Origin of the sequence: Pseudofrancisella aestuarii (genome assembly GCF_003574475.2) — a bacterium.
GTDB lineage: Bacteria > Pseudomonadota > Gammaproteobacteria > Francisellales > Francisellaceae > Francisella > Francisella aestuarii.
On sequence record NZ_QLIS02000001.1, the window covers coordinates 711,916 to 735,621 of the forward strand.

Genomic DNA, 23,706 nt, shown 5'->3' on the forward strand with positions numbered 1-23,706 from the left:
AATGCAGTTAACAGATAATAAAATACGCTGCCAATGGTGCAATAAATCCCAACTATACCAAGACTACCATGATAATGAGTGGGGAACTCCTAATTATGATGATAACTACTTATTTCAAACTCTAATTTTAGAAACTATGCAAGCCGGCTTAAGCTGGTATACCGTGCTTCAAAAAAGAGAAAATTACCGCAAACACATTTTTTCATACTCAATTAAGCAAATATCTAATTTTGATAATGATAAGAAAGCAGAGCTCTTGCAAAATGAAGGCTTAATAAGACATAAACTTAAAATTGAATCGATAATTAATAATGCCCAAGCATTTTTAGAAATACAAAAGAATTATGGAAGTTTCTCTAACTATATATGGAGCTTCACAGATAAAAAAATTATAAAAAATGAGCTAAATACAATTAAAGAAATCGCCAATAAAACAGAGCTATCCGATCAAATCTCAAAAGACTTAAAGAAGAAAGGTTTTAAGTTTGTTGGAAGTGTTACTATCTATGCCTATCTTCAAGCTATTGGCATAGTAAATGATCATATAAAAAGCTGTTGGAAATATTAAATCCTATAAATTTAATATATTTATATTATATTATTTATAAATATACAAATTATCCATTTTTATCAAATATGACTAAAAAACAAAAAGGTGTACTACGTGGGATGGCAATAGGCTCATCTATCTCTATTGCTATCATATTAGTAGGGGTATATGTAAATATACTTTCAAATATTGATAATTCATTAACAATCGCTTTTAAAGCTCTCTTATTACCTGCCTTATTTTTGATGATTTCTATAGGTAGACTTGCTGGTCATCGTTTCTTTACACCAGAAGATATAGATGGTGGAGGTTTATCTGTAGGTTCTGAAAAAGCAAAAGTTCTTCAATCATTATTACAAAATACTCTAGAGCAGTTTTGTTTAGCATTAGCAGCTTATACTTCTTGGGCTGTAATCATGCCTAGCGATACTCTATCTGTGATTATTTATGCTGCAATTATGTTTGCTATTGGAAGAATCTTATTCTTTAATGGATATAATAAAGGCGCTCCGTCTAGAGCATTAGGATTTACCTTAACTTTTTATCCATCAGTTTTTATGTTATTAGGAACTGTTTTTTATAGTATAGTTAGTATTTTTATGTAAAAACTACATATCTTTTTTTACTTCTTCTGAAAGCTTTTCATGAACATTTCCTGTTGGATGCAAATTATCAAAAAATACATATTTTGCTAGATTTTTCTTACAATCACTAGTTTTATCATATTTCAACACAAAATTTAATTTATCTGCAGATAATGGAATATCTATACAAGGCTTATCAGAAATATAACTTTTATCATCAATCAAGTTATTTAAGAAAGTATAGAAATCAACTAGCTTAATATCTACTCCTTGATCTGAATATTTTTCAACAACCTTCTCTATTTGTGTATTAAGTTCTACTACTTTTTCATGTATTTCTTGCTTTTTTTCCTTATCTGATTTACTAAACATTGGTGCTTTACTTACATCAGGAATATTCAGATATATGATATGCTTAGCATCCTTTTCTTTTATTAAAGTATCAATAGCTTTATCTACATTTTTTGGAACATCTATATATTTTTTTTCACGTTCCATAATGTCATTTCCACCTATAAGCATTACATATAGCGTCTTATTAGGATCATATTTTTTATCTTTTTTAACGAAGTTATCTACTTGTTGTAAAAAATTAGTTGTTAGCTTATAGATCACTTCATCATTATACTTTACATTCTGATAACCATCAGAACTATAAGCCCCTCCATATGCATAATCTAAGAACTTACAGTCTTTATCAGAACTATATGAGCACAAATATTCTGCCCATGTGCGATCATTAGAAAATCTTCCTTTATACCAAGTATCTTTATCAGGAATATTTTCTAAAGATTTTTTATAAAGATTACCGTTGTCTGTCAGACTATCACCAAATGCTATTACTGTTGAATAATCTGGTTTTCCAAATGCATAGCTCTTACCATAACAAAAGCATATAAATACTAAAGCTAAAATCAGCTTAACTTGCTTTAACATATAATTAGATACTCACTAATGCTACAACTTCAATTTCAATTTTCACATCTTTTGGTAGTCTTGCAACTTCAACACAAGATCTAGCTGGAAAATTTCCATCAAAAAAAGATTTATAAACTTCATCAATAATAGCAAACTCTGTCATATCCTTTATAAAAATAGTAGTTTTTACAACCTCTTGTAAACTTGAACCTGCTGCTTTTAATACAGCTTCTAAATTTTCCATAACTTGTTTAGTTTGCTCTTTTATACACTCTCCTACTAAAGTTCCATCAGGTTTAAGACCTATCTGTCCAGATGTATAAACAAAATTACCAACTTTTATAGCTTGCTCATAAGCTCCTAAAGCCTTAGGTGCATTTTCTGTACTTATTTTTTGTTTTTTCATTATATATTCCTCGCAATTTTATAAGTTGGATCTGTCTCTTCAAATTCACAGTACGGTCCAGCATTCTTTAATACTTGACGGCAATCTTCACTCAAGTGTCTTAAAGTCACCTTCTTACCTAAATCTAAATATTTTTTTGTAACATCGTCAATAGCTTCTGCACCAGATATGTCCATAACTCTAGAGTTTGCAAAATCTAATATTATATTTTCAGGATCATACTTAATATCAAATAAATTTTTAAATGATGACGTTGATCCGAAAAAGAGTGGTCCAAAAAACTCATAAGCCTTAGTATTATCATCCTCTCTATGAGTCCTACTCTTAACTTGTGAGCTTTTCCATGCAAAAACTAAAGCAGAAATTATAACTCCGGAAATAACAGCTATAGCTAAATCGGCAAATACTGTAATTATAGTAACAGCAACGAGTACAAACTTATCAGAATTTGGCATATAACGAATACGATTCATACTTTCCCATTCAAAAGTATTAATACACACCATAAACATAATACCTGCTAAAACTGCTACTGGAATTAATGATATATATTTTGAAAGTACTACTACAAATGTTATTAGTAAAATAGCTGCAGTTGCTGATGATAGTCTTCCTCTACCACCATTTGTAAAATTAATAATTGATTGCCCAATCATTGTACAACCAGCCATGCCACCAAAGAAACCACAGAAAACATTCCCTGTTCCTTGAGCTATACACTCTTGATTACCACTTCCTCTTTTACCATCCATTTCATCTAAAACTGATAATGTAAGCAGGGATTCTATTAATCCGACCAATGCCACAATAATTGAGTATGGTAAAACAGTAATAATAGAGCTCCATGTCAAATGTACATGGGGTATAGAAAATGAAGGTAACGAACCAGAGATGTCTGCTAAGTCACCAACATTTTTTGTAGGTAATTTAAATGCCAAAACCACCACTGTTATTATAACTATAGCAACAAGCCCAGCTGGTATCTTATCTGTAAACTTCGGAAAAAAATACACAATAAGCATAGTTATCAGCACTAAAACATACATATATGCTCCTTCATTATAGAATAAAGGGACCTGTGCTAATGCTATTACTATTGCTAAACCATTTACAAAACCATACATTGCTGGTTGAGGAACTAAGCGTATTAACTTACCAAGCTTAAACACTCCTATAGTAATTTGAATAATTCCAGCCAATATAGTACATAATAAAATATATTGTAAAATATATGAGCTTAATTGATCTGATACTGTTAAGCTCTGTAGCATTTCTGGTGATAAGCTATTTTTTATGCTAACCCCCAGCCCTATTAAAACTACTGCCACTGCACCAGTAGCTCCTGAAATCATACCAGCTTTACCACCGATTAAAGCTGTAACTAAGCCTAATATAAAAGCTGTATATAAACCGACAGTTGGTGAAACACCAGCCATAATAGAGAATGCTATAGCCTCAGGTATCAAAGCAATAGCTACAACAATTCCAGATAAAACATCACTTTTAATATTTCTTCCAATAAAAGTATTTTTATAATCGAGCACGATTATTTTCCTTAACACACAAATTTGGATATAGGTTAGCACAAAAGCGCAAAGTATTTAAGTAAGCTCAAATGGCTATTAGATTGTATTTTTATATCTTTTTAACGCAACAAATGATACAACCACCATAAATATGAGAAGTGGATATATGCTACTTAAAATATCAAAGAGCCCTCCTCCTTTAAGTAATATTTCTCTAACAATATTTAAATAGTGAGTTAATGGAAGAATATTACCTACAACCTGTGCCCACTCAGGCATTCCATCAAAAGGGAACATAAATCCAGATAATAAAATTGACGGCAAGAAAAAGAAAAACGTCATTTGCATTGCTTGTAGCTGAGTTGCAGCAACTGTCGAAAAGGTTATGCCAACAAGTAGATTTGCCACAATAAAAGGAAAAGTTGCTATAAGCAATAAAGTTATACTTCCAAGTATTGTTATTCCAAATATTACTTTGGCAAACAAAATAATAAGCAATAACTGTATATAACCGACAACTATATATGGCGTAATTTTACCTAAAATTATTTCTAATGATGTTACAGGAGTAGCTAATAAAGATTCCATTGTGCCATATTCTTTTTCTCTAGTTATTACTAAAGATGTCACCATTACCATAGTCATAGTTAAGATAACTCCTGCTAATGCTGGTACAATATTATTTTGAGTCTTATTCTCAGGATTATATTTATTATGAACAACAAAATTAAATGGTTCTTTACTTACTGATGTTTGTGACTGAGTAGCAAAATAATTATTATATATGCCTTTTAACTTTCCAATAGCCTCCATTGCAGCTGCACTTGAAGTAGGATTAGCGCCATCTGTAATTATAAGAATATCTGGAGTCTCTCCTCTATAAACTTTTTTTGTGAAATTATGTGGGATTTCTATTATAAACTGCACTCGTCCTTTTCTCATCAAAGTCATTGCGTCATCGAGAGAAAGATTCTGATACTTCATGTCAAAATAGTTTGTGTTATTTATTTTTTCAACAAGAAAGTTAGTTTGTAACGTTCTATCAAAATCTATTAATGCTGTGCTTAAATGTTTTGGGTTCATATTTATGGCAAATCCAAAAAGTATCATTTGGATTAATGGGATCCCCAATACCAAACCAATAGTAACTCTATCTCTAAGCATATGAATTACTTCTTTAAGTAAAATTGCATAATATCTATTAATATCAAAATACTTCATGCAAAGTTATCCTTCTGACTACTCATAAGATAAATAAAAGCATCCTCAAGAGAAGTATCTATTTCTTGCCATTCAAATTCTTTATACTGAGACGCTATTGGAGATATATCTACATCTTTTTTAATACTTAAATGTGCACTACTTCCAAACATTGAGATCTGCTCAACATCTGGATGCTCTTGCAACTCTGCTATTAATTTATAAACGCCTTTACCAACTATATTATAAGTTTTGATGTTACATCCAGAAATAATGTCTTTTTGTGTGCCACTTGAAAGTAGCTTACCATATGCAATATATGACAGTTTATTACATCTTTCAGCTTCATCCATATAGTGTGTAGAAACTAATGTAGTTATTCCTCTACTTGATAATCCTGATATATAGTCCCAAAACTCTCTTCTAGCCTTTGGATCAACACCCGCTGTAGGCTCATCTAACAATAGCAACTTAGGATCATGTATCGTTGCAACACCTAAAGCTAACCTTTGCTTCCATCCACCTGATAATTCATAGGCTTTTTGATTTGCTCTAGCTTTGCCAATTTGTAGATTATCCATAGTTCTTTCTACAGCTTCTTTGATATTTTTTAAGCTATGAAGTCTTGCAAAAATTTTTAAGTTTTCTCTAACTGTTAAGTCTGGATAGAGAGTAAATTTTTGTGTCATATAGCCAACTTGTTGCTTAATAGCACCTGAGTGAGTTCCTATATCATAACCAAGACAAGTCCCTTCTCCTTTTGTTATCGGAAGAAGTCCGCAAACCATTCTTATAGAAGTAGTTTTTCCTGAGCCATTAGGACCTAAAAAACCATATATATCACCTTTCTGAACTTGAAGATCAATATTATCAACTACTGTTTTTTCACCATAAACTTTAGTTAAATTCTTAACATCAATTATGAGCTCTTTTTCAGCATCCATTACAATGTCACTCTCACAGGCTCACCAATATGAATAGTCGACTCTTCTTGCGAATATTTTACTCTGGCCTTAACTTCAAAAGAAATTTCTGAATCAGAATTTATTCCATATAGCAAAGGAGGTGTGTATTCTGCTTTTTGAGATATGTAAAAAATATCTGCTGACACAATAGAATTATTTGTAGTTTTTATTTCTATCTTTTGATTTAAATGAACTTTGTTCAAATCTTCTTTTGAAACATAAAATACAACATAAACATCGTCCGGATTAATCATAGACATCACTGGGCTATATGCCCTAACCATTTCTCCTTTATGAAAAAATATTTGATAGATATATCCTTTTTCTAATGCTTTAACATTTGCTGAATTTATTTTATTCTCTAAATAAGAGGAGTTACTATAAATAGCCTTTGACATAGAGTCAATCGCAGATATTAGATCCTCTCTTGCTGGCATATTGTTAATAGTTTGCATGATGTTTAAAGCTTTTACTTGATTCTGTGATTTTATATATTGACTATATGCTTGTTCATATTCTCTTTTTGAAGTACTTGCAAACTCTAATAAGCCCTCTTGTCTTTCATACTCTAATTTCGCTGTTTCTAATGCAGCCTCAGCAGTAGCTATATCTGTAGTTGTTTTTGCAATATACGGTTCTGTCTTACCTTTTGAGAAATTTTCTTTTAATGCTAGTGCCGCTTGATAAAGAAAATCATTTGATCCTAATAAAATTTGATTATTTGCTGAATCTATAGAAAATAAAGGAGTTTCTTTGCTAACATACTGTCCTTCATCAACATTAATATCCAAAACTCTACCACTTTCATCTGATGAAATATATCTAACATTAGTGCTTATATAACCTGGAATAACTTTACTTTTAGAACTAAAACCAAAAACAAACAAAAATATAACAATGATGAATATTGATATTAAAATAATGATTTTACTTTTTTTATTTTTACTAAAATCCATCTGTCTCTAAGATAAAGAGTTTATATTTCTATTATAAAAAATACATAAAAATAAAAAAACAATATCCGCTATCAATTAGTAAAATTAATTGCGATATTATAAAAACTAAACTAGACTTTCTCTAATACTAAGTTTTGCAAAATATTTATGCTTAGAAATCTATTAAAGCCTGCTCAGGCTATAGCTCCCCTAGAACATAGTGAAATTATCAAAAAATATCCTCGTTGGCGCTTAAGAATGTTTTTAGTTGCCTATATTGGTTATTTCACTTACTATTTTGGTCGTAGTAGCTTTGATGTTTCAAAGCAATATATAACTACCCTCACCCCAGATCAACTAGGTCTAATAGGTGCAGCTTTAGGAGTTGCATATGGTCTTAGTAAGTTTTTTATGGGCAATGTTTCCGATAGAAGTAATGCTAAATATTTCTTGGCTTTAGGTTTATTTATTACCGGTCTGCTTAACTTACTTATACCATCATTTCTAAGTGCTGGTGTACTTGTAATGTTTGTAATAATGCTACTAAATGGCTGGGCCCAAGGAATGGGCTGGCCAGCATGTGCTAGGATTATGACACATTGGTTTTGTGACAATGAGCGTGGTACAAAAATGGGTATCTGGAATACAGCCCACAATGTAGGCGCTGGCTTTCTAGCTATTGCTGTAGTGCCTATTGGACTTTTTATATTTAATAATAATTGGCATGGACTTTTTTATGTGGCTGGTACTCTATGTATTTTTGTAGCGATATTAATAGTAATCTTCGGCGCAGATACGCCACAATCAGTTGGTTTGCCTTCAATTGAAAAATACAGATCAAATGATCTTAATTCTGACTATCATGAGAAAGATTTTAGTGCTAAAGAAATATTCTTCGAGCATGTATTAAACAACAAATGGATTTGGACTATAGCTATAGCAAATGCTTTTGTATACTGTGCTAGATATGGCTTACTTAGCTGGTCAACATATTATCTAGTACAAGTAAAACATATGTCTACAGCTACTGGACTATGGGGATTTGCTTTATTTGAACTACCTGCAATTCCAGGAACAATCTTAATAGGTTGGATAACAGATAGGTTTTTTAATAGTCGTAGAGCACCTGTTGGCGTTATATGTATGATTTTATTTATTGCTGTTTTATTTGTTTACTGGCAAAGTGATACAGCATGGTTATCATTACTATGTCTATCTCTTATGGGTGTATTCATATATGGGCCTGTGGCCCTAATTGGAATATTAGCTTTAGACTTAGTACCTAAAAAAGCAGCTGGAACAGCCGCTGGATTTACAGGCTTATTCGGTTATTTCATTGGTACTGTTGGTGCCCAAGCAGTTATTGGCATAATAGCTACATATATGGGATGGAATGCGGTATTTATTTTCTTAATTTCATCAAGTGCCATAGCTACTGTACTGCTGATTTTCTGCTGGAATCTAAATCATAAAGACAAAAAATAATGAAGTTTCATCTAAAAAAAACTATATCCCTAGCTCTAATATTAGGTATAGTTTCTCTTTCTTATGCTTCATATCAGTCGGGAGGATATTTACCAGAAAATGAAGTAGTAAATACAACATCAATTATTGGTCTACCTCCTTCAAACAATTCTATTGCTTTTTTGAATGACAAAGCTATATCTGAAGCAACATTTAGTCTAGATAAAAACTCTCAAGAATATATTAAAGCTATACATGATGCTTCAAATGATAGTGACATTCATATAGCTGACTTTAGTAAAGCTTTTGGTCAAAAATTAAGTAAAGAAGATACCCCAGCAATTTATAATCTTTTACAAAAAGCTATTGTTGATGCTAATAACGCAAAAAATATTGATAAAGATTACTATAAAAGGAAAAGACCTTTTATATTTTTTGATAAAAATCCTTGTGACCTTTCAGAGGATCCAAGTAGCTACTCTTACCCATCAGGTCATACCACTAGGGCTTGGACATATGGACTTATTCTAACTGAATTAAAGCCACAAAATGCTATAGAAATATTAAAAGTTGCAAATGGTAAAGGTCAGAGTAGAGTCATTTGTGGAGTGCACTGGCAAAGTGATATAGAAGCTGCAAAAATGGTCGCAACTATTAATTTCACTATTTTACAAACTAATGAACAGTTTAAAAAAGATTTTAAGAATGCTCAAAAAGAAACTTCTAAAAGATAAAGGAGAATATATGTTAAAAAAATCCATAATTACAATCTTACTTGCTGGTAGTATATCAAGCTCTTTTGCTGATGTAATAGATATTTATGCGCACCGTGGATTGCGTCCATTAGCACCAGAAAATAGCTTACCAGCTTATACTCAAGCAATGCGTATTGGTGTAGATGTCATAGATATGGATATAAATATGACTAAAGATAAAGTTTTAGTTGTAACACATGATTTAACACTAAATCCAGATCTTACTAAAGACAAAGACGGAAGTTGGATAGCTGAGAAAACGCCTATTAAAGATCTAACTCTGGCAGAGCTACAGCAATACACTGTTGGATATATTAAACCTGATACAGCCACTGCTGGAATGTACCCTAACCATACAGGCATGGATAACGTCCACATGCCAACTCTAGAATCAGTTATTAACTATGTTAAGTCACATGTTGGTACCCGAGTACGCTTACAAATAGAAATTAAAACTAATCCATACGATCCAGCAACTAGCTGGTCAGCTCAAGAAATGGCTGAAGCTCTAAACAAACTACTAATTAAAACTGACTCTACAGATATGGTTGAGGTTCAATCATTTGAATGGCAAGCTTTAGTTGATTTACAAAAATTAAATCCAAGAGTAAAAACTGCCTATCTTACTGATCATACAACCGAACCTATGAATGCTGAAAGTGATAAGAAAATGTCTGACTATGCAAAATGGACTGCCCCTTTAAATCCAGCTGATTATAATTATGACTACCCTACTATGGTGAAAAAATTAGGTGGGACATTCTGGGAACCTTATGAAAAAGATTTAACGAAAGAAGATGTTAAGCATGCACATGAGCTAGGCATAAAAGTTGTAACTTGGGGCTGGACAGAAGATGCTGGAACGGATTTTAACTATAAAACAATCAATAATCTTATCGACTGGAAAGTTGATGGAATAATCACAGATAGGCCAGATATACTTAGAGGAATAGAAGCATCTAAAGGATTAGATCTACCGCCTGCTTATCCTACTTTGCCTTATCCAGAAAAATATTAATATACAAATAATTCATTTCTACAAATCATCTTTTTTAATACTTTAAAAAAACAATATACCAAAACTTAATTATAATTTTTTAAACAACCATGAATTTTCATTTTTATCAAATTTAGGCCAGCATGTTGCTGTATTTTGCAATGATTTAAAATCTACAATACCATATTTATGAATTCTCCATTTTCCATCAATTTTATGGAGTTCTGACTCGTTTTCAACAAACATCCAAGTAGCTGCACCATCGATATTTATAGGAATAATTTCTATTGCATGATATATAGCTTTATCCAGTGATTCATTTATTTCAACCTCTTGGTTAGTATAATGATGCAATGCCCAATCAATATTTTGTGAAAAAGCGGCTAGCTCTTCTGATACAGTCTCTGCACCAGGTCCCCACTTACCAAAAGGAAACTCCATAAAACCATCTTTAGTAAATAAAGTTTTATAAAAATTACTAGCATCTTCTTTTGAAGCAGTCATTTCACAACGATCAAACCATCTACCAGCAGTTGCTATTACTTTCTTAACTGTTTCTATATCTTCTAGTCTTTGAATTCTTTTTTCTAAACTCATTACTATACTCCTTTTACTTATTTTATTTTTTATATCTAAATCATATATTATTCTAACTAATCTTCTTAGAATATTTTTTAATACTCTGCACAATTATTGTAGTTAATTTTGGCACTTCTCATAATAAAGTATAAATCACATTCACCCAAGTATCGCGAGATATAGTACCTAGCTGAAAAGCTATTATCTTGTTTAAGTTTGTATCCTTTTATAATTATAAATATCATAGTAATGGTCAGTTGGATTTATTAAATTATGAATATTAATTTATATTCGGAAGTAACCTTCTCAGACAAAACCGAAAAGTTTCTTAAAAAGAAATCTAAACTAGTGCTTTGACAAATAAGTCTTTTTACATTAAATTCTATTAATCATTTTAAAGCTTATAGATTGCTAATTTTAGCACTCCATAAAAATTACTTTTATTTTACTATGAAAAGAAATGAAGATTTCATGTGGTCACTTAGCTTGTATGGCACAGCTATTGGTGCAGGCGTGCTATTTTTACCTATTCAAACAGGAATTTCAGGAATCGTCCCTATACTTGTAGTATTAGTTTTTATCTTTCCAATGGTTTTTTTATCACACAGAGCATTATGTAGATTTGTTATATCAAACCCAAATACTAACTCTGACATTACTGTAGTTGCAGATGATTATTTTGGTAAAATTGGTGGAATAATTTTCAATATTCTATATTTGTTTGCTATCTTACCAATACTATTGGTATATAGCGTTGGGATAACAAATACTCTAGCGAATTTTTTTCAATATCAACTCCACTATGATATACACAATAGGTTTCTTTTAAGCTTTTTTACCATATTATCATTAACTTTTATCATTAACTTTGGACAGAAATTTATTATTCGTGTCATGAGTTTTCTTGTTTTTCCTTTTATCATTGCCCTACTAATACTCTCATTATGGATGATTCCATATTGGGATATGGGAATACTACGTAATAGTTTTGAGTATAATCATACTTTCTCTGGAGTTTTATTAGCTATATGGATAATTATGCCGATATTAATATTTTCATTTAATCATTCACCTATCATCTCTTCTTTAGCTGTTTATACAAAAAAAAGGTATAAACAAGATGCCGATATAAAAGCATCTAGGATAATAGCTTTTAGTAATATTTTAATGATTATCACAGTAGTTATTTTTGTAATTAGCTCTATGTTGACTCTATCACCTGATGACCTAATGAAAGCAAAAGAAGAAAATATCTCTATCTTATCTTACCTTGCCAGCCATTTTGATAATTACTCTTTAGACTATATAGCTCCATTAGTTGCATTAGTTGCTATGAGTAAATCTTTCTTTGGCCATTATTTAGGTTCAAAAGAAGGTATTGATGGAATAGTTTATAAAATCTCAAAAAATTCAATTAGTCAAAAGACTATAAAACCAATTACTCTATCAATAGTATTTATATCATGCTGGCTTGTAGCTTATTTAAATCCAAATATATTAGATATGATATCTAGTATTGGAGGCCTTGTTTTAGCCATAATTCTATTCATTATGCCTATTTATAGCATCTATAAAATCAAATATCTAAAACAGTATAAAAACCCATTAGGAGATATTTTCATACTCTTTGTTGGTATCGTTGCACTATCATCTGCAATCTATGTTTTACTATAGTTCTCAAAGGTATAAATCCATTATCTTGTTTTAAGCTTGTATCTACCCATAATTACCAATATTATTACTAATGTGTCAGTTAGATTTAATTAAGCAATGGCTATTAATTTATATTCGGAAAATGACTTTCTTAGACAAAACCAAAAGATTTCTCATAAAGAATACTTTTCAAATTTCAGAAGAGATTATGCTCGTGTAGTACATTCATCATCATTTAGAAGGTTACAATCAAAAACTCAAATCTTTCCAAACTTTGAAAGTGACTTCTTTAGAAATCGTCTAACACATTCTTTAGAGGTAGCACAAATTGCTAAGTCTATAGCTGTGCGATTAAATGCTGAGCATAATTTAAACATTGATTATGACTTGATTGAAACAGCTGCTCTTTGTCATGACATCGGCCATCCGCCTTTTGGACATAATGGCGAAGTTGCCCTTAATAAAAAGATGCAAGATTACGGTGGCTTTGAAAGTAATGCCCAAACACTTAGACTAATATCCCATACGGCAAAAAAGGATTTATTAAACAAACAAAATTTTGGTCTTAACTTAACTTATCGTACTCTTGCAGCAACAATAAAATATGACTCACTTATTCCAAGTAATGAGCCTGTAATCAAAGTTACAAAAGGATACTATCAAGAAGAAGCTAGATTAGTAACGGATATAAAACAAAAACTGTTAGAACCACATAATATAGATCCTAAAGAAATAAAGACTTTCAAAACTATCGAATGCTATATTATGGATGTAGCTGATGATATAGCCTATTCAACTTATGATGTTGAAGATGCTTTAAAAGGTGGTTTTGTTGATCCATTATCAATGGCAAGTATTGATAATCAATTAATAGAAAGAATACAAAAAGCTACAGAGTCTAAATTAGCTTTATCAAAAGAAGAAATAAGAGATATTCTAAAAAATATTTTTATTGGATATATGGATTTTGGTAAAGACCCAAGAGAGATATATCAAGATTCAAAAAGGATAGCTAATAACAGTTACCTAAGAACAAAAGTTACTTCAAAACTTGTAAATGATTGTATTTCAAATATAAAAATTGATATTAATCAAAAAGCTCCTTTATTATCTCGCGTGTATCTAAGTGATGAGACTGAGAAACAAGTTGAAGTACTGAAAAAATATATCCTTTTCAAAGTTATAACCTCACCTAAGCTAAATATTCTAAGGTATAGAGGACGTGAAATAATTTCTGAAATTTTTGATATATTAATAACCTCAGAACTTCATTCTAGTCTTCTACCAGATGATATTGGCGCTATTTTCCATGCTGCCGATACAGATCAACAAAAAGCCCGGATCATAAGTGACTATATCTCAAGTATGACAGACAGATACATTATAGAACTCTATAATCAGTTTAAATCTGATCCTTCAGCAATGATTTTTAAACCATTTTCTTAAGATTTTTTATTATAAACTCTATCTAAATAAACTGCTGCTGCACCAAAAACCTGAAAATCTCCATCTGAACTAGACCACTCTAGCTTAAGTTTCTTAGGCGATTGAGTATATGCAAAAGATCTAATTTCTTCCCACATTTCATTTTCAAAATACTCTCTTGCGGATATTATCGATCCAGCTAATATAATTGCCTCTGGATCTATAGTATACATAATGGACTTTATAGCATTACCTAAATGCTTACCAAATTGCTTATATATTTCTATAGCATCTGTATCATTGTTTTTAGCTCTCTTAAAAAGTTCAGCTCCATCAATACCTATTTTCTTTATAAAGAATTGACCACTACAATAATCTTCTAAGATTCCATCTAAATACGGTAACATCCCAAACTCTCCAGAGCCACAGTTAGAGTCTTGTAGTAGCGTACCATTATTAATGATTCCTCCACCAATACCTGTTCCTATAGTGATACCCACAAAGTTTAGATATTCTTTCCCTTTACCATACAACCTTTCGCCTATAGCAAAACAATTTGCATCATTATCTATATAAACAGGGACTTTAAACTCTTCTTCTAAAATCTTTTTTAGATGAACTTCTTTCCAAGATTTTATATTTTGAACATCATATATAGTGCCAGTTTTTCTATCTACTACACTAGGTATTCCTACGCCAATGCCTTCGACATCATCAGAAAAAACATTAGCTATAGTTTCCTTAATAACTTTAATGACTGATTGGGCGTCATATTCACCAGCTGCTGGAATTTTATTTAATGAGGTTTTGAGAAGTGTCGTCCCGATGACTTTTCCCGCATTTATTTTGGTTCCACCAATATCAACACCTATTATTACTTTATTTTGGATTTCAGTTTGCTCAAATATATTCATATTACCTACTTATTAAATAATTCTTTCAACTTCACAGTTTTATTATTTACTAATGGTTTTGCAGTTATCACTACATATAATAGAAATATTATTGTCAAATAGACAAAGCAAATACCTATTCTTAATCCAAATATATCTCCCATACTACCTACAACTAGTGGAACTATTGCCCCACCGATAATCCCTGTACAAAATATTCCTGAGATTGTTCCATGATGAGATTTTAATGAGTTCATACCTAATGAGAAAACTCCTCCATACATGACAGAAGTTAAAAATCCACATATAGGGAAAAATACTAACGCAAAGGTTGCAGATCCAAATAGTGCAAGCCCTAAAGATATCAATTGCAGAGTTAAAAATACTTTGAGGATATTTCTAACATCATATAGCTTCAATAAAACTATACCTAAAATACCTCCAACACATTGCATAATCCAGAATAATGCTACAGTCGTATTACCATATGTTTCCGTATTTAACCCATGATAATCACTTAAAAATTTAGAAATCCAGACACTAATACCTTGCTCTTGGCCAACATATGCAAATATAGCTAAGAAATATATTAAAACTACCTTATTTTTCAAAAGGCTTAATACTGTTGAAAATCCTTCAAGCTTTTCATCATCTTTAAGCTTAACTTCAGGGAATTTTATAAAGCCAATAAATATTACCAATAAAAACATTACTATTGCATTAAACCAATATATAGACACCCAACTAAAATTTGTTCCTATTAGTTTAGTGAAGAATAATAAGAAATAATTACTATCGCCATTATATGGTAGGTTTATAACTAAATATGATAATACGAATGGACTTACAAAAGATGCACTACCAAAGAACACTTGTTGTAATACTGAGAAAAATGAATAATTTTCCTCTCCACCAGCAACTCTTAATAAAGGCCAAAAAGCTACTTGTAATATTGCTGCAGCAGTGCCCACTGTAAATAAACTTATTAAATAAGTCATATAGCTAACTTTAAGACAAAATAATATAGAACCTAAAGAACCTAAAAAGAATGCAAATAGAATCATCTTCTTACTACCATATCTCTCTAGCATATACCCCGCTGGAATAGAAATAATATAAGCTATAAAAAATGCAAAAGGTAAAACCCCTGCTTGGGAAAGTGTTAGATGAAGATCTTGCGTAGCATCAGGGATTATTGGTCCTAGAATATTTGTAACAAATGATACTGCAAAAAAGCCAAGCATCACCACCCATACTATAAGATAATTCTTTTTCATAAGCTCTCTTAATTGTTATATAGCAGCTTTTCTACTAACTACTAAACCAAACATAGATATAACAATTGTAGCAACAATTAACAACATTGGGATAAAAATTGAGCCTGTCATGTTAATTAATAACATTGACACTAGAGGAATAGGTGAAGAAAAAATTAGATATCCAAAGTTATATGAAATACCTAGACCTCTGCACTTATAGCTAGGTTTAAACATATTAACAATAATGACATTATACGTAGGAGCTATGAACCCTAAAATTATTGAGATAGCAATAAATGGTCCAAATACATTATTTGCTTCTAATAAATTTTTATAGAATATAGGAACTATTGCTAATGTAATTATCAACAATAAAGCCATCATTTTCTTCTTTGATACATAGTCACTTATAAACCCTCCAATAATACAGCTTACTGTCATTACTATAGAGCCTATTAAAAGTAACTCAGATATATCTACACTTGCATTAACATATTCTTTATAGAAAGCTGGGAGAAACATATATAGTTGAGTCATCATCATCGCAACTGATGAAACTAAAGCGATACCTATAAAAATTCTTTTAAGAAATACTCCTATTTCTTCTTTTACTTCAGAACTCTTGTCAACTAAGAAGTCATAACTATCTGTAACACCCTTTCTTAGGAAATATATAAAAAATGTAAAAACTGCCCCTAATAAAAATGCAATTCTCCATCCATACTCTGCCACAAATTCAGAAGAAGTAAATTTAGTCATAATGAAGAAAACTAGAGTTGTCATCATAATACCTAAACTAAGACAGCTAAAAACAATACCCGTAACTAAACCTTGTCGATTTGGAAAGCTCTCCGTAGAATAAGTCACTGCAATAGGAATTTCAGCACCTATTGCAATACCTTGAATACATCTAAAAACCACAAAAAATACTGTTGCCCAAACACCAATTTCATTAACACTCGGTAATAATGCCATTCCTAATGTAGATATAAATAATAAGATTATTGTTACTCTTAAAACAGCAATTCGGCTATATTTATCCCCAAAATATCCAAAGAAAATAGCTCCAAAAGGCTTAACAAAATAGCTACCTGCAAATACTAAAAAAACCATTAGAGTATTAGTCACAGAATTAGAAAAATCAAAAAACCTAGAGCCTATAACACTTGCAAATATTGCATATATTGCAAAATCATAATACTCAAATGCTCCACCAAGACTAGCAAAGAGAACTTTTTTATAGTTATTCATCAACTTGATTTAAAAAAAATAGTTTACATTTAATGATAATTATAAAACTAATATTTTTCTAAAGAAACTATTTTAGAAACAAGATAATTGTTATAAATAATCTAATTTACATATGCTTGTGATAATTCTAATATCTCAACTGTATAAGCATATTTTTCAATTTCTAGCTTATTAGAGTCTAATATTTTTCTTACTTCTTCTTTAATATCTAATGCTATTTCTTTCAACAAATCTTCGGTCCGTCCAGATAATACTTTAATTGTTAAACCAATTAATTCTTTTTCTTGAGAGTTTGCCACTAAACAATAATCATATTTATAATATCTATTTTTAAAAGTCTCTATTTTTGTCGGTAATCTTTCTAACAAAATAGACTGGCTTCGATTTAATATATGCTTTGCTATATTAGTATCAAAAGAGTTTGGTATTTCTAATATAATATGAGGCATTATAACTCCTATTTTAAATATCTTTTTAATGGTATTGCTAAAGAAATAGTCCTAATAATATAAAAACCCAACATAGCTAACCATAACCCATAATTTCCTAAAAATGAAAATATATAAACTAAAATCATATAGAAAAACATTGATATAATCATAGCATTTCGCATAGCTCTAGTCTTCAACATCCCTACAAACACACCATCTATCCAAAAACTAAACGCTGCAAATATAGGAAGTAATATTGAAAAAATAATATATTTATTGATCTCACTTATTACAGCTGGAATAGATGTAAACATATTTATAATTACATTACTAAATATTGTATAACTTATAGAGAAAATAATGCTTATAACCATACACTGAACTAAAGTTTTTACTATGATCTCTTTCAATTTCTCTCTGTCTTGTCTTATATAAGATTCTCCTATCAGGGTTTCTGTTGTATTGGCTAAAGCATCTAAAATCATTGCAATAAAAACTGCTATCTCAACCAAAATAGCATTTGCTGCTAATGTATTTTTACCATAGTAACTAGAAAATATATAAAAAGAATTAAAGCTTACTAAAAGACAAAATGAACGGATAAAAATATTACTATTTACTTTTAAAAATGGAAGATAGCTTTCGATATTTAAAAACTCAAATTTACTAAATATTAATATAAGCCCTATACTTTTTGATTTCAAAAAACATATAGCAGAAATTAAGAGTATTAATAACAATAAGCCCTGTGAAATCAGCATTGAATAAGCTATTCCTTTTAAACCCATAGCTAGGATATTTATAAAGAAACAACTTAATAAAATACCTAGCATAGTACTCAAAAGTGATGAGACAAAAACTATTTTTGTTTTTTGTATCCCTATAAAAAAACCTAATAGCACATAATTCAATAATGCAAAAACAACACTATATATCGCTATATTATAGAACTCCTTTAATAAGAGTAAGACACTATCATCTGTATTTATTATTGAGATTGCCACCTTATAGATTAAACTCTTAAATATAAGTATTACAAGGGCCAATGATAAAGCTACAATAATTGCTCTAATTAGCAATTCGGCTATTAGCTCAAAATTTCTTTTACCTAAACTTTGAGCAATTAAACCTGTCATACTCATTCTAAAAAAAGTGAAGAGAAAGCATATGAGATTTACTATTGCTACTCCTAATGCAACAGCTGCAAGATAATCACTATTATTTAAATGGCCTATCAACGCCGTATTCACGATTCCAAATAAAGGAACTGTAATGTTGGAAATTACTAAAGGAATTGATAAAAAGAGTATTTTTTTATGCATTTGTATAAACTTTAAGCTAATGCATAACTAAGAAATGGAGATATTGCTAACATAACTCCGACAAATAAAATAAAATATAAACTCTTAGATTTATAACAATGAAGTGCTGGTATTTTATAAACCAAATAAACTGGTATAAAGCAACCTACTAAACAATAAATAGGTCCAGTTAAAGGAACTAAGAAATACACATTAAATTTAAAAATAACTGATAGCCAAATCATCATAAACATTATGATATTAGCTATAAAGTTTGTTTGTGTGTAATTACTTTCTACTTTAACTAGTTTAAATATTTTATATAGAATCCCTCTTAAAGATTCACTCATACCCGCTAAGATACTAAGAAAAGAAGTTAGTATTGCACATATATTTATAATAATTCCACATATATAAAGCATAAGATTAGAGTTATGAGTTTTATCTAAAATAACAAATACAGATTGATTTGTCTTAGAAGCTTCTACAGCTAAATCATGTGGTAAAACTAAAGCAAAAGAAAGTATAAAAAAACCTACAATAGCTAATAGAATATAGAAACTAAATTTCATTGTTGAAACAGCTTTTAGTTTAGCTAGTTCAGGATTGTTTTTATATTTTAATCTATAACTAATAACCATAGGGCTTATAGATCCCATAAATAATATAGCTGTTAAGGCAAATGGAATCATAACTATAGTTTTAGGCATTATTTGATTACTTTCTGGAATATATGTAATATTTTCTAAGCTCCATAAAGGTATCATTACTAAGCTAGTCACAACTATTGCTAATAATAAAACTATTACTAAAAAGCTTGAAACCCTAACAAGTAATTTTTGGCTCTTAATACCTATATAGACCATTATTAATATTAAGAAAAAACTATATATTATATTACTATCTAGATTTGGATTTGACGTTAGTCCAAAAATATGAAGATATGATGCTAATGATTCAGTTACGACTTCAGCATATATAATTGTCCAAATCACCATCATTAGAAAATAAACTATACTTAAGAAGCTTCCCCATTTAGCACCTAAATAGTCAGTTATAACTTCACTATAAACTTTAGGTTCTTTATTTGCACATAGTGTTTCGATATAAATCTTTTGAACTAAATAAGTACCTGGAAAAGCTATAATCGCAGCAAGTAAAAAGATAAAGAGCCCCACTACTCCTATACTAACAGGAGTGAGTACAATTCCAGCTCCAACAGCCATACCAAAACTGATAACTATCCAGCCGAAATCAAATTTATCTATTTTTTTTAATATTTGAACCATGAAACTAGTATTTAAAAAAACCTTAAAACTAACTATAACAAAAATAAGTTTAAGGGGATAGATATGTACTTATGAATACATATCTATTTTAAGAAGAAAGAAAGAAAGGAAGGAATATTAGATTTTTTTCCAGACTTGGCCAGAACCACTATTTTGTGCAGGGTTATTACCTTGAGTCCACCAGTTTGCTCTGTATTTTTGGCCATTATAAGTTACTGTATCTCCAGTATTATACACTTGGCCACTACTCCATGGTCCACCAGCTACTAGAGGAGTTTCCCATGGTCCACCATTTGCTGGGTTATCACCTTGAGTCCACCATTTAGCAGTATACTCTTTACCACTATAAGTTACCTTATCTCCACCATAGTAAACTGTATTAGAGTCCCATGTCCCATTGCTTGGCGCAGGTGTCGGAGCTGGCGTTGGCGCAGGTGTCGGAGCTGGCGTTGGCGCAGGTGTCGGAGCCGGTGTCGGAGCCGGTGTTGGAGCTGGTGTTGGAGCTGGTGTCGGAGCTGGTGTTGGAGCTGGTGTCGGAGCTGGCGTCGGAGCCGGAGCTGAACCTACATTTTGCCATGCATATTGGCCATAGATTCCAACCGGATTATAAGCTGCATTTGAACACCACCCACCTTCTGTACACTTATAATTATTACCATCAGAAGCTCTAACAATATCACCAGTAGCATATGTATTTCCTGCAACATAATCAGGATTATTACCACTAGGGGCTGGAGTTGGAGCCGGTGTTGGCGTTGGAGTTGGAGCCGGTGTTGGCGTTGGAGTTGGCTCTTCTTCATCACCTACGTTAGCAGTTGGAAGATTAGCATTACAATTATAAAGAGAATTATTATCCAATTTGAAAGCTTTACATGTTGCTTGTAAAACTTCACTAGGCGTCGGCCAATTGCTATCCCAATACCCCATATAATCTCTATCATATCTTTGATCTTTATAAAGATCCCACATGATCATACCTACTGATCTGCCAGACTGTGCTTCAGAATTTAAAATACTTGTCATCTGATCTTTTGAAAGTGGTAAATCATTACCAGATCCTTTAACAGGATAAGCTGGCTGACCAACCTCAAAACCAAACTGAATCTTTCTATTTAGGCTAAATGTTCCTGGAGTAATACTTTGGTTTTGTAACTTAGTAGGAGTATCAGAAGATGCCCCTAAGTAATGGTAATACTCATCCATATAGTATTTAACTTGGGCTGCTAATGTATAAGAGCCATTTAAATACTGACCATCATTTTTAGATAAATCATAACTCATAACAGATAATGCATCTAAATCTTGTGCCACACTCTTATCTTTTGCAGCAACATTATATACTAAGCCTTTCAAGTTACCATAATACCAAGGCCCACCATCTTGAAGGTGATTTTTTGAACTCCATGTAAGTACATTTGTAGGTACAGCACCAACAGCTGGTAAAGCTGCTGAAAGTTTAAGATTTGGATTAATTTTTTCAATCTTATCATGAACAACTTTGATTATAGCCGCAAATTTATCTACTGTTTCTGGCATTGCTCCAGGATTTCCAGTATCAATAGTACCTTGAACTTTACCATTAACATTTTTAAGCTGATTAGATATACCCATATCAGCCATCAAGTCTTGATATTGTTGATAAGTAATATTACCATCTTGAACAAAATCTTTTATTTGCCATTTATTATTTAAAAGTTTTGATAAAGAGTAACTATTTAAATCAGCATGCCAGAATTCTTCATAGTCAAGATCGATACCAGAAGCCCCTAAATCATTAGCCAATTTAACTAAGTTTTCATAAGCCTTATCTGCTTGTTGAGATGATGCTGGATCCTCAAACTCCCCTCTCTTATAATTTTCAAAGGCAGTTCCTTGAGTATTTTCAGGAATTGGATTAGGGAAAGTATCATACAACCCATCATCTGGACCACACATATTAGCTCTAGGAGTTTGTTGACCTAAAGCTGTTAAAGATTGAGTATATAAAGCCGGATCACAACTGAAGTTCCAACCACCAACAGCAATATATACATGAACACCTGCTGCCTCTAACTGAGATACAATAGCTTTAAGTTTTTGGAAGTCAGCTTTTGCTTTTGGATCATTCTGTGCTGCTGTTATTTGAGAACTTGATGCATTACGATCAATAAAATAACCAAATAAACCTGTTCCTGCTAAACTACCTGATTGATAGTAAAATAAACTAGGCTGAACAAACGATAATATAATTTTATTGAAGTTTGCACCTTGATCTGTAATTTCATCTGCTAAAATTTGTAATCTATCTAGTGAAGCCCATTTAGAACCACTGTCACTATCACCTAAGTAATAAGCTGTCACTAATGGTTGTTTTGCTTCATTTAATTCAGCAGCAGTTACTGCATTTGCAGCACTTATCCCACCAAATAAAGTAGCAGCTAACGCGACACTAAGCCTTTTTAATTTCATAAAACCCTCTCTTTGTGATTTTGTATCTTAAACTAATTTATAAGTATTTTATTTATCCTATTTCTAGCTGAATTTTATATTAAATGATTAAATTTAAATAGAAATTATACAGCAGAATATTAAATATTTATAAATATATATTAATTTAAAATTAACCAAATTGTCAAGTAGAGAACCTATTAAATTATTTACTATTTAGTCCCAAATATCTTATCGCCAGCATCCCCTAATCCTGGAATAATATATTTCTTTTCATTTAAATGGCTATCTATAGAAGCTGTATACAATTCAACATCTGGGTGAGCTCTTTCTAAGGCTTGCATCCCCTCTGGCGCCGAAACTAAAGTTATTATTTTTATACTTTTTGAACCTGCTTTTTTAAGTAAATCTATTGTTGCAATCATAGACCCTCCTGTTGCTAGCATAGGATCAACTATCAAAGCCGTTCTTTGATCAAGCTTGTCACATAGTTTAGAAAAATATGGTACTGGTTCAGCAGTTTCTTCATTACGATACATTCCCACCATACTTACTTTTGCAGCGGGAATATGTTCAAAGACTCCATCCATCATACCTAATCCAGCTCTTAAGATAGGAACTACTGTAAGTTTTTTACCTTTGATCTGTTTTATTTTAATTTCATCACCATTCCAAGCAACAATTTTAGTATCCTCAAGCTCAAAACTTTCAGAAACTTCATAGGTTAGTAAGCTTGCTATTTCCTGCGTAAGTCTTCTAAACTCTTGTGTACTTATATCTTTAGCTCGCATTAGTCCAATTTTATGCTGTACCATTGGATGTTTAACTTCTACAATTTTCATCTCAGATTTCTTCTTAAAAGTATTTTTACTATAAGAATTTTAGCAAATATATATAT

Annotated in this window: 22 protein-coding genes; 7 read left to right on the forward strand and 15 right to left on the reverse strand. The window is 31.1% G+C overall.

Annotated elements, in window-relative coordinates; all coding sequences use genetic code 11:
* Position 1 precedes the first annotated feature (1 nt).
* Together DNK87_RS03585 and DNK87_RS03590 are read left to right on the forward strand one after the other, a co-directional pair.
* Positions 2-568 (forward strand): DNA-3-methyladenine glycosylase I, encoded by a 567-nt coding sequence (locus DNK87_RS03585; protein ID WP_119331295.1) that lies wholly within the window; start codon positions 2-4, stop codon positions 566-568.
* Between the two features lie 68 nt (positions 569-636).
* Entirely contained in the window at positions 637-1,155 is a 519-nt protein-coding gene (locus tag DNK87_RS03590; RefSeq protein WP_119331304.1) for an MAPEG family protein, read from the forward strand.
* A 3-nt stretch (positions 1,156-1,158) separates the two neighbouring features.
* Here the strand turns inward: DNK87_RS03590 and DNK87_RS03595 are convergent, their stop codons facing one another.
* From DNK87_RS03595 to DNK87_RS03620, 6 genes are all read right to left on the reverse strand, one after another.
* Entirely contained in the window at positions 1,159-2,070 is a 912-nt protein-coding gene (locus tag DNK87_RS03595) for an SGNH/GDSL hydrolase family protein (RefSeq protein WP_119331294.1), read from the reverse strand.
* A gap of 4 nt (positions 2,071-2,074) precedes the next feature.
* Positions 2,075-2,458: a RidA family protein gene (locus tag DNK87_RS03600; RefSeq protein WP_119331293.1), complete on the reverse strand. Its 384-nt coding sequence runs from the start codon at positions 2,456-2,458 to the stop codon at positions 2,075-2,077.
* The gene (locus DNK87_RS03605; protein WP_119331292.1) at positions 2,458-4,002 is read right to left on the reverse strand and encodes a SulP family inorganic anion transporter; all 1,545 of its coding nucleotides are present in this window, start codon (positions 4,000-4,002) and stop codon (positions 2,458-2,460) included. Before DNK87_RS03605 ends, DNK87_RS03600 begins: the two co-directional genes overlap by 1 nt.
* 78 nt (positions 4,003-4,080) lie before the next feature.
* A complete protein-coding gene (locus DNK87_RS03610) occupies positions 4,081-5,205 on the reverse strand; it encodes an ABC transporter permease (protein WP_119331291.1) in 1,125 nt (374 codons plus the stop codon).
* Complete coding sequence (locus DNK87_RS03615; protein WP_377654510.1) at positions 5,202-6,128, reverse strand: ABC transporter ATP-binding protein; 927 nt, start codon at positions 6,126-6,128, stop codon at positions 5,202-5,204. The genes DNK87_RS03610 and DNK87_RS03615 overlap by 4 nt, the downstream gene beginning before the upstream one ends.
* A complete protein-coding gene (locus DNK87_RS03620) occupies positions 6,128-7,105 on the reverse strand; it encodes an HlyD family secretion protein (RefSeq protein ID WP_119331289.1) in 978 nt (325 codons plus the stop codon). Before DNK87_RS03620 ends, DNK87_RS03615 begins: the two co-directional genes overlap by 1 nt.
* A gap of 147 nt (positions 7,106-7,252) precedes the next feature.
* Here DNK87_RS03620 and DNK87_RS03625 point away from each other — a divergent pair, with 147 nt between their 5' ends.
* Genes DNK87_RS03625 through DNK87_RS03635 form a run of 3 tightly spaced genes read left to right on the forward strand, consistent with a single transcriptional unit; the run spans position 7,253 to position 10,321 of the window.
* On the forward strand, positions 7,253-8,569 hold the full coding sequence (locus DNK87_RS03625) for an MFS transporter (RefSeq protein ID WP_119331288.1): 1,317 nt from the start codon (positions 7,253-7,255) through the stop codon (positions 8,567-8,569).
* Complete coding sequence (locus tag DNK87_RS03630; RefSeq protein ID WP_119331287.1) at positions 8,569-9,282, forward strand: acid phosphatase; 714 nt, start codon at positions 8,569-8,571, stop codon at positions 9,280-9,282. The genes DNK87_RS03625 and DNK87_RS03630 overlap by 1 nt, the downstream gene beginning before the upstream one ends.
* Before the next feature lie 10 nt (positions 9,283-9,292).
* Entirely contained in the window at positions 9,293-10,321 is a 1,029-nt protein-coding gene (locus DNK87_RS03635; protein ID WP_119331303.1) for a glycerophosphodiester phosphodiesterase, read from the forward strand.
* Between the two features lie 69 nt (positions 10,322-10,390).
* On the opposite strand, the gene DNK87_RS03640 is transcribed toward DNK87_RS03635, so the two are convergent.
* Positions 10,391-10,897: a nuclear transport factor 2 family protein gene (locus DNK87_RS03640; protein WP_119331286.1), complete on the reverse strand. Its 507-nt coding sequence runs from the start codon at positions 10,895-10,897 to the stop codon at positions 10,391-10,393.
* A gap of 432 nt (positions 10,898-11,329) precedes the next feature.
* Here DNK87_RS03640 and DNK87_RS03645 point away from each other — a divergent pair, with 432 nt between their 5' ends.
* Positions 11,330-12,553: an aromatic amino acid transport family protein gene (locus DNK87_RS03645; RefSeq protein ID WP_119331285.1), complete on the forward strand. Its 1,224-nt coding sequence runs from the start codon at positions 11,330-11,332 to the stop codon at positions 12,551-12,553.
* A 96-nt stretch (positions 12,554-12,649) separates the two neighbouring features.
* Positions 12,650-13,978: a dGTP triphosphohydrolase gene (gene dgt, locus DNK87_RS03650; RefSeq protein ID WP_119331284.1), complete on the forward strand. Its 1,329-nt coding sequence runs from the start codon at positions 12,650-12,652 to the stop codon at positions 13,976-13,978.
* Here the strand turns inward: dgt and DNK87_RS03655 are convergent.
* The 8 genes from DNK87_RS03655 to upp all read right to left on the reverse strand — a co-directional run bounded on the left by DNK87_RS03655 (position 13,975) and on the right by upp (position 23,650).
* Positions 13,975-14,871 carry an ROK family protein gene (locus DNK87_RS03655; RefSeq protein WP_377654516.1) on the reverse strand — a complete coding sequence of 299 codons (897 nt, stop codon included), beginning with the start codon at positions 14,869-14,871 and terminating at the stop codon, positions 13,975-13,977. The genes dgt and DNK87_RS03655 overlap by 4 nt on opposite strands.
* A gap of 5 nt (positions 14,872-14,876) precedes the next feature.
* On the reverse strand, positions 14,877-16,127 hold the full coding sequence (locus DNK87_RS03660) for a sugar MFS transporter (protein ID WP_119331283.1): 1,251 nt from the start codon (positions 16,125-16,127) through the stop codon (positions 14,877-14,879).
* 15 nt (positions 16,128-16,142) lie between these two features.
* Positions 16,143-17,360, reverse strand: a complete 1,218-nt coding sequence (locus DNK87_RS03665) for an MFS transporter (RefSeq protein WP_119331282.1) — start codon at positions 17,358-17,360, stop codon at positions 16,143-16,145.
* A 101-nt stretch (positions 17,361-17,461) separates the two neighbouring features.
* Positions 17,462-17,809 (reverse strand): tautomerase family protein, encoded by a 348-nt coding sequence (locus DNK87_RS03670; protein ID WP_119331281.1) that lies wholly within the window; start codon positions 17,807-17,809, stop codon positions 17,462-17,464.
* A gap of 8 nt (positions 17,810-17,817) precedes the next feature.
* Positions 17,818-19,113 carry an MATE family efflux transporter gene (locus DNK87_RS03675; protein ID WP_119331280.1) on the reverse strand — a complete coding sequence of 432 codons (1,296 nt, stop codon included), beginning with the start codon at positions 19,111-19,113 and terminating at the stop codon, positions 17,818-17,820.
* 11 nt (positions 19,114-19,124) lie between these two features.
* Positions 19,125-20,381: an amino acid permease gene (locus DNK87_RS03680; protein WP_119331279.1), complete on the reverse strand. Its 1,257-nt coding sequence runs from the start codon at positions 20,379-20,381 to the stop codon at positions 19,125-19,127.
* Between the two features lie 117 nt (positions 20,382-20,498).
* The gene (locus tag DNK87_RS09025; protein ID WP_119331278.1) at positions 20,499-22,829 is read right to left on the reverse strand and encodes a carbohydrate-binding protein; all 2,331 of its coding nucleotides are present in this window, start codon (positions 22,827-22,829) and stop codon (positions 20,499-20,501) included.
* A 191-nt stretch (positions 22,830-23,020) separates the two neighbouring features.
* Complete coding sequence (upp, locus tag DNK87_RS03695) at positions 23,021-23,650, reverse strand: uracil phosphoribosyltransferase (protein WP_119331277.1); 630 nt, start codon at positions 23,648-23,650, stop codon at positions 23,021-23,023.
* Between the last annotated feature and the right edge of the window lie 56 nt (positions 23,651-23,706).

Bases quoted from the DNA above. Each gene is read 5' to 3' on its own strand.
- DNK87_RS03585 (WP_119331295.1), top strand. From the start codon at position 2: ATGCAGTTAACAGATAATAAAATACGCTGCCAATGGTGCAATAAATCC.
- DNK87_RS03590 (WP_119331304.1), top strand. From the start codon at position 637: ATGACTAAAAAACAAAAAGGTGTACTACGTGGGATGGCAATAGGCTCA.
- DNK87_RS03595 (WP_119331294.1), bottom strand. From the start codon at position 2,070: ATGTTAAAGCAAGTTAAGCTGATTTTAGCTTTAGTATTTATATGCTTT.
- DNK87_RS03600 (WP_119331293.1), bottom strand. From the start codon at position 2,458: ATGAAAAAACAAAAAATAAGTACAGAAAATGCACCTAAGGCTTTAGGA.
- DNK87_RS03610 (WP_119331291.1), bottom strand. From the start codon at position 5,205: ATGAAGTATTTTGATATTAATAGATATTATGCAATTTTACTTAAAGAA.
- DNK87_RS03615 (WP_377654510.1), bottom strand. From the start codon at position 6,128: ATGGATGCTGAAAAAGAGCTCATAATTGATGTTAAGAATTTAACTAAA.
- DNK87_RS03620 (WP_119331289.1), bottom strand. From the start codon at position 7,105: ATGGATTTTAGTAAAAATAAAAAAAGTAAAATCATTATTTTAATATCA.
- DNK87_RS03625 (WP_119331288.1), top strand. From the start codon at position 7,253: ATGCTTAGAAATCTATTAAAGCCTGCTCAGGCTATAGCTCCCCTAGAA.
- DNK87_RS03630 (WP_119331287.1), top strand. From the start codon at position 8,569: ATGAAGTTTCATCTAAAAAAAACTATATCCCTAGCTCTAATATTAGGT.
- DNK87_RS03635 (WP_119331303.1), top strand. From the start codon at position 9,293: ATGTTAAAAAAATCCATAATTACAATCTTACTTGCTGGTAGTATATCA.
- DNK87_RS03640 (WP_119331286.1), bottom strand. From the start codon at position 10,897: ATGAGTTTAGAAAAAAGAATTCAAAGACTAGAAGATATAGAAACAGTT.
- DNK87_RS03645 (WP_119331285.1), top strand. From the start codon at position 11,330: ATGAAAAGAAATGAAGATTTCATGTGGTCACTTAGCTTGTATGGCACA.
- dgt (WP_119331284.1), top strand. From the start codon at position 12,650: ATGGCTATTAATTTATATTCGGAAAATGACTTTCTTAGACAAAACCAA.
- DNK87_RS03655 (WP_377654516.1), bottom strand. From the start codon at position 14,871: ATGAATATATTTGAGCAAACTGAAATCCAAAATAAAGTAATAATAGGT.
- DNK87_RS03660 (WP_119331283.1), bottom strand. From the start codon at position 16,127: ATGAAAAAGAATTATCTTATAGTATGGGTGGTGATGCTTGGCTTTTTT.
- DNK87_RS03665 (WP_119331282.1), bottom strand. From the start codon at position 17,360: ATGAATAACTATAAAAAAGTTCTCTTTGCTAGTCTTGGTGGAGCATTT.
- DNK87_RS03670 (WP_119331281.1), bottom strand. From the start codon at position 17,809: ATGCCTCATATTATATTAGAAATACCAAACTCTTTTGATACTAATATA.
- DNK87_RS03675 (WP_119331280.1), bottom strand. From the start codon at position 19,113: ATGCATAAAAAAATACTCTTTTTATCAATTCCTTTAGTAATTTCCAAC.
- DNK87_RS03680 (WP_119331279.1), bottom strand. From the start codon at position 20,381: ATGGTTCAAATATTAAAAAAAATAGATAAATTTGATTTCGGCTGGATA.
- DNK87_RS09025 (WP_119331278.1), bottom strand. From the start codon at position 22,829: ATGAAATTAAAAAGGCTTAGTGTCGCGTTAGCTGCTACTTTATTTGGT.
- upp (WP_119331277.1), bottom strand. From the start codon at position 23,650: ATGAAAATTGTAGAAGTTAAACATCCAATGGTACAGCATAAAATTGGA.